This window comes from Aeromicrobium sp. (genome assembly GCF_036676885.1).
Taxonomy (GTDB): Bacteria; Actinomycetota; Actinomycetes; order Propionibacteriales; family Nocardioidaceae; genus Aeromicrobium.
This window is the reverse complement of record NZ_JAKFCB010000199.1, coordinates 1-5,489: the sequence shown is the minus strand read 5'-3', so window position 1 is coordinate 5,489 and position 5,489 is coordinate 1. Positions and strand designations below refer to the sequence as shown.

6 protein-coding genes are annotated in these 5,489 nt (G+C 70.3%); 4 read left to right on the top strand and 2 right to left on the bottom strand.

The genetic code is table 11. The features are described 5' to 3' along the window. The coding region (gene rpmB / locus V6M46_RS09375) for a 50S ribosomal protein L28 (RefSeq protein WP_332664114.1) at nucleotides 1–156 on the bottom strand (156 nt) is incomplete at its 3' end. Between the two features lie 160 nt (nucleotides 157–316). Here rpmB and V6M46_RS09370 point away from each other — a divergent pair. From V6M46_RS09370 to coaD, 4 genes are read left to right on the top strand one after another with little or no spacing between them, the layout of a single operon-like run. After that, nucleotides 317–1,900: a DAK2 domain-containing protein gene (locus V6M46_RS09370; protein ID WP_332664111.1), complete on the top strand. Its 1,584-nt coding sequence runs from the start codon at nucleotides 317–319 to the stop codon at nucleotides 1,898–1,900. Then, on the top strand, nucleotides 1,900–4,041 hold the full coding sequence (gene recG / locus V6M46_RS09365; RefSeq protein ID WP_332664108.1) for an ATP-dependent DNA helicase RecG: 2,142 nt from the start codon (nucleotides 1,900–1,902) through the stop codon (nucleotides 4,039–4,041). Before V6M46_RS09370 ends, recG begins: the two co-directional genes overlap by 1 nt. After that, on the top strand, nucleotides 4,038–4,571 hold the full coding sequence (gene rsmD / locus V6M46_RS09360) for a 16S rRNA (guanine(966)-N(2))-methyltransferase RsmD (protein ID WP_332664105.1): 534 nt from the start codon (nucleotides 4,038–4,040) through the stop codon (nucleotides 4,569–4,571). Before recG ends, rsmD begins: the two co-directional genes overlap by 4 nt. 1 nt (nucleotide 4,572) lies before the next feature. Continuing rightward, nucleotides 4,573–5,046, top strand: coding sequence for a pantetheine-phosphate adenylyltransferase (gene coaD, locus V6M46_RS09355; protein WP_332664103.1), 474 nt, complete (start codon nucleotides 4,573–4,575; stop codon nucleotides 5,044–5,046). Nucleotides 5,047–5,132: 86 nt separating this feature from the next. Here the strand turns inward: coaD and V6M46_RS09350 are convergent. Continuing rightward, nucleotides 5,133–5,489 (bottom strand): DinB/UmuC family translesion DNA polymerase (locus tag V6M46_RS09350; protein ID WP_442880488.1); only part of this gene is annotated, 357 nt, incomplete at its 5' end.

Genomic DNA, 5,489 nt, shown 5'->3' with positions numbered 1-5,489 from the left:
CGAGGTGCACACGTTGACACGCTTGGGGGTTCCGTCCACCACAGCGCGAACACGCTGGATGTTGGGATCGAAACGACGCTTGGTGCGTCGGTGCGAGTGGGAGACGTTGTGGCCGAAGCCAGGCCCCTTGGCGCACACATCACAGACCGCAGCCACGGCGAACTCCTGAAGATTGAGACAACTTGGATGAATGGGGCTGCCCCCGCGACCAGACGGTGCGACGACAACCGCTCAAGAATAGCCGAAGACCCGACGCCGACGCGAATCAGCCCGGCTGCTGGCGCTGTTCCGCACTGCCGACCGATAGCCTCGCCCCATGGGCCTCACCCTCAACCCCACGGCGTTCCGTGCGTGGACGCAGCTGTGTGCCGGGGCCCTGTCGTCGGCCCGGGCCGAGATCGACGCGCTCAACGTGTTCCCCGTGCCCGACAGCGACACCGGGACCAACGCCTATCTGACGTTCGTCTCCGGCGCCGACGCGGTCTCGGCCCTCGGCGCCGATGTCCCGTTCGCCACGCTGGTCAAGGCGTACGTCGACGGGCTGCTGACCGGCGCCAAGGGCAACACCGGCGTGATCTTGTCGCAGCTCGTGCGCGCGTGCTTCCACGACCTCGACCTCGAGGGTGGTGACGTCTCCGCGGACGATGTCGCACGATCCTTCGTCGCGGCTTCCGATGCCGCGTGGGCCGCTGTGGGCGCACCCGTCGAGGGCACGATCCTGTCGGTCGCCAAGGCCGCTGCGGCGGGCGCCACGGAGTCGGCCGCGGCAGGTGTCGACGGTCGTACGGTCTTCGGCAAGGCGGCCAACGCGGCTCGTGAGGCCCTGGCCCGCACCCCCGAGCAGATGGAGCTGCTGGCGCGCGCCGGTGTCGTCGATGCCGGTGGTCGCGCCCTCGTCGTGGTCCTGGACGCCACGGAGCAGGCGCTGACGGGCCGCATCCCCAAGCCCGCACCGAGCAGCATCCCGATGCCGGCCGTCGGAGTCGACCTGAGCGCGGACGGTCCGTCGTACGAGGTGATGTACCTCCTCGAGGCCGACGACGACCGCATCGCCGGGCTGCGCTCGGCGCTGCTGCCCCTGGGTGACTCGCTCGTGGTGGTGGGCGGCGATCGGCTCTGGAACGTCCACGTGCACGTCGACGACGTCGGTGCCGCGATCGAGGCCGGCATCGCGGCCGGCCGGCCCTACCGCATCGCCGTCACGCACTTCGCCGACCAGATGGCGCGGGCGCCGCGCAGCGGCCGGGTCGTGATCGCGGCGACGACCGGCGAGGGCCTCACGGCGCTGTGCCAGGAGGCCGGTGCGCAGACGCTCGAGTTCACCCGTGATCGCCCGCTGACGATCGCCGAGATGAGCGCGTCGCTGCGTGACGCCGGGGCCGACGAGGTCATCGTGCTGCCCAACAACCAGAGGTATGTCCGGCAGTTCGAGGCGGCCGCCCAGGCCGCCCGCCAGGACGGCATACGCGTCGCGGTCATCCCGACCCACGCGCAGGTGCAGGGCCTCGCTGCCCTCGCGGTGCACGACCCCGGCCTGGGCTTCGACGAGGTCGTCGTCGCGATGTCGAGCGCTGCCGCCCACACCCAGCACGGTGCCGTGACGATCGCCACCGAGCCCGGCATGACGATGGTCGGCCCGTGCGAGGTCGGCGACGTGCTCGGCGTGGTCGCCGGTGACTTCGCGGTCGTCGGCCAGGACATCCTCGCCGTGGCCTACGAGGTCATCGACCGGATCCTGTCACCGGCCGGTGAGATGCTGACCGTCGTGATGGGTGAGGGCGCCGAGGGGCGGATCGAGGAGTCGATCTCCGAATACCTCCGCACGCTGCGCCCCGACGTCGACCTCGTGGTCTACGACGGCGGCCAGGAGAACTACCCGCTGTTCATCGCGGTGGAGTGATGGTCGAGCTCGCGACCAAGCTGGTCAACGTCCTCGGCGACAAGACCACCAAGCCGCTCACCAAGGCGTTCGACATGGTCGTCGTCGAGGACCTGCTGCGCCACTACCCGCGGCGCTATGCCGAGCTCGGCAAGCTCACCGACCTGTCGCAGCTCGAGGTCGGCCAGCACGTCACGATCATGGCGCGGGTCGCGTCGGCCAAGAACTACTCGTTCGGACCGGGCGGCCGGCGTACGCGCACCGAGGTCGTGGTCACGGACGGCACCGGTCACCTGACCCTGACGTTCTTCCAGCAGGGCTGGCGACTCAAGTCGATGCAGGAGGGGTCGCTCGGGCTCGCCGCCGGCGTGGTCACGGTGTTCAACGGGAAGCTCCAGCTCACGCATCCGGACTGGGAACCCCTCAAGGAGTCGGGCGATCCGACCGAGGGCGCACGCCTGAGCCGCGGCGTCATCCCGATCTACCGGGCGACCGCGGCGATGCCCTCGTGGAAGATCGAGCAGTGCGTCGGCATGTGCCTCGACGCCGTCGGGCCGCTCGACGACCCGCTGCCCGATGACGTACGCGCGGCGCGTGGCTTCTTCGACCTCAAGGGCTCGTTCGAGGCGATCCATCGCCCGCGCAACACCAAGGACTGGCAGGGCGCGCGCGACAGGTTCCGGTTCGAGGAGGCGTTCGTCGTCCAGACGATCTTCGCCCAGCGCCGCAGTGCGCTCGAGCACGAGCGGGCGGCGCCTCGCCCCGTCGCGCCCGGCGGGCTGCGCGAGCGCTTCGAGCAGCAGCTGCCGTTCGAGCTCACCGCCGGCCAGAAGTCTGTCGTCGGGGAGATCTCCTCGGACCTGGCCCGTACGCACCCGATGCACCGGCTCCTGCAGGGCGAGGTCGGCTCCGGCAAGACGATCGTCGCGCTGCTGGCGATGCTGCAGGTCGTCGACGCGGGCGCGCAGGCCGCCCTGCTGGCGCCCACGGAGGTGCTCGCGGCGCAGCACTACCGCGCGATCACGGCGATGCTCGGCGACCTCGCCAAGGGCGGCATGCTCGGCGGCGCCGACGGGGCCACCCGCGTACGCCTGCTGACCGGGTCGCAGGGAGCCAAGGCGCGCAAGGAGTCGCTGCTCGACGCGGCATCCGGCGAGGCCGGCATCGTGATCGGCACGCACGCGCTGATCCAGGACCACGTCCAGTTCGCGGAGCTCGGCCTGCTGGTGGTCGACGAGCAGCATCGCTTCGGCGTCGAGCAGCGGGCCGCACTGGTCGACCGTGCCGAGGTCACGCCCCACGTGCTGGTCATGACCGCGACGCCGATCCCGCGCACGCTCGCGATGTCGGTGTTCGGAGACCTCGAGGTCTCGACGCTCCGCGAGCTGCCGGCGGGCCGTCAGCCCATCCAGACCACGGTCGTGCCCTACTCGGAGCGTCCGCAGTGGCTCGACCGCGGCTGGGAGCGCGTACGCGAGGAGGTCGGCCGCGGCCGGCAGGCGTACGTCGTGGTGTCGCGCATCGGCGAGGGCGACGACGGTGGCGACAAGGACACCAAGTCGCTCCTCGAGCTGCGTGAGGAGCTCGAGGGCGGCGGACTGCACGGGCTGCGACTCGGCAGCCTGCACGGCCGCATGACCCCAGACGACAAGGACGCGACGATGAACGCGTTCGCGCGCGGCGAGATCGATGTGCTCGTCGCGACGACCGTCGTCGAGGTCGGCGTCGACGTGCCCAATGCGACCGTCATGGTCGTCATGGATGCGGATCGGTTCGGCATGTCGCAGCTGCACCAGCTGCGCGGGCGCGTCGGCCGTGGCTCCGAGGCGGGGCTGTGCCTGCTGGTCACCGCGACCGAGGGCGGCTCGCCGGCCCGCGAGCGGCTCGACGCGGTGGCCTCGACCTCCGACGGCTTCGAGCTGTCCCGGCTCGATGTCGAGCTCCGGCGTGAGGGCGATGTCCTCGGCGCGCGGCAGTCGGGCATACGGTCCAGCCTGCGCCTCCTGTCGGTCGTCAAGGACGGCGAGGTCATCGAGGAGGCCCGGCGGGTCGCCGATGCGATCGTCGAGGCCGACCCGGCACTGGCGTCACATCCCGGGCTCGCCGCTGCCGTCCACGAGCTCGAGCGCTCCGAGCAGGCCGACTACCTGGAGCGCACATGACCCGGATCATCGCCGGTCAGTACGGCGGCCGGCGGATCCAGACCCCCAAGGGCGATGGCACCCGGCCGACGTCGGACCGCGTGCGCGAGGCGATGTTCTCGTCGATCGAGTCGGAGCTCGGCGGATTCGACGGCCTGCGTGTCCTGGACCTGTTCGCGGGATCCGGTGCGTTGGGTCTCGAGGCGCTCTCACGAGGGGCGGCGTTCGCGGAGTTCGTCGAGTCCGACGCCAAGGCGGCCGCCGTCATCAAGCGCAACCTCGCCGATCTCGGGGCGTCCGGCACCGTCACGCGTACGACCGCCGAGAAGTACGCCCTGCGCCCGGCACCGGAGCCGTTCGACCTGATCTTCCTCGACCCCCCATACGCGCTCCCCACGGCCGCGGTCGGCGCCCTGGTCGCGGCACTGAGGCAGCCGGATGCGCTGTTCGTCGTCGAGCGATCGTCCCGCGATCCGTTCACCTGGCCGGAGGGTGTCGAAGGTCTCCGTGACAAGGCGTACGGCGAGACCCGCGTTTGGTACGGTCGCTGACATGACGAAGGTCGTGTGCCCCGGCTCGTTCGACCCTGTGACCAATGGTCACCTCGACATCATCGAGCGGGCGTCACGATTGTTCGACGAGGTCGTCGTCGCCGTGCTCGTCAACGAGAGCAAGCAGGGGCTCTTCACGATCGACGAGCGGCTCGAGCTGCTCGATCGGGCCACGTCGAGGTTCACGAACGTCACGACGGCGTCCTTCAAGGGTCTGCTGGTCGACTTCTGCTCCGACAACGGCGTCTCCGCGATCGTCAAGGGTCTGCGCGCCGTCACCGACTTCGACTACGAGCTGCAGATGGCACAGATGAACGGCAGCCTCACCGAGGTCGACACGCTGTTCATCCCGACGTCCCCGGAGTACTCCTTCCTGGCCTCGAGCCTGGTCAAGGAGGTCGCCAAGGGCGGCGGCGACGTCTCGCGGCTCGTCCCCGACTTCGTCCTCGCGGAGCTGAAGGCGAAGTACGCCTGACCTCGCGGGCACTCGACCACCGAGTACTCGCCGGTCGAGCAGCAAGCTCGCTCAGCGAGCGGCGTATCGAGACCTCGTGAGACGCCTCAGTCCGGGAGCATCGGCATGGGGTCGCGGTCCTTCTTGCCGAGCTGCACTGCACGGCGGAGCGACGACGAGCCGTACTTGTCGCGCACCGCGTCGATCGCCTGGTCGAGCTCCGCCCCGCTCGTGACGTCGAGGGGCAGGGCCAGCTGGGCGGGGTTGTCGTCGAGCGAGCCGACAGCGACGCCGATCAGGGTGATGCCGCGCTCCTTGATCGCCTCGGCGCGGGATGCCAGCAGCAGCCGGGCGACCTCGAGCACCGTCGTGTTGTGCGCCGTCGGCCGGTCCAGCGTGTGGGAGCTCGTCGATCGGGTGAAGTCGCCGAACCGCAGCCGGATCGTCACGGTGCGGCCCGTGCG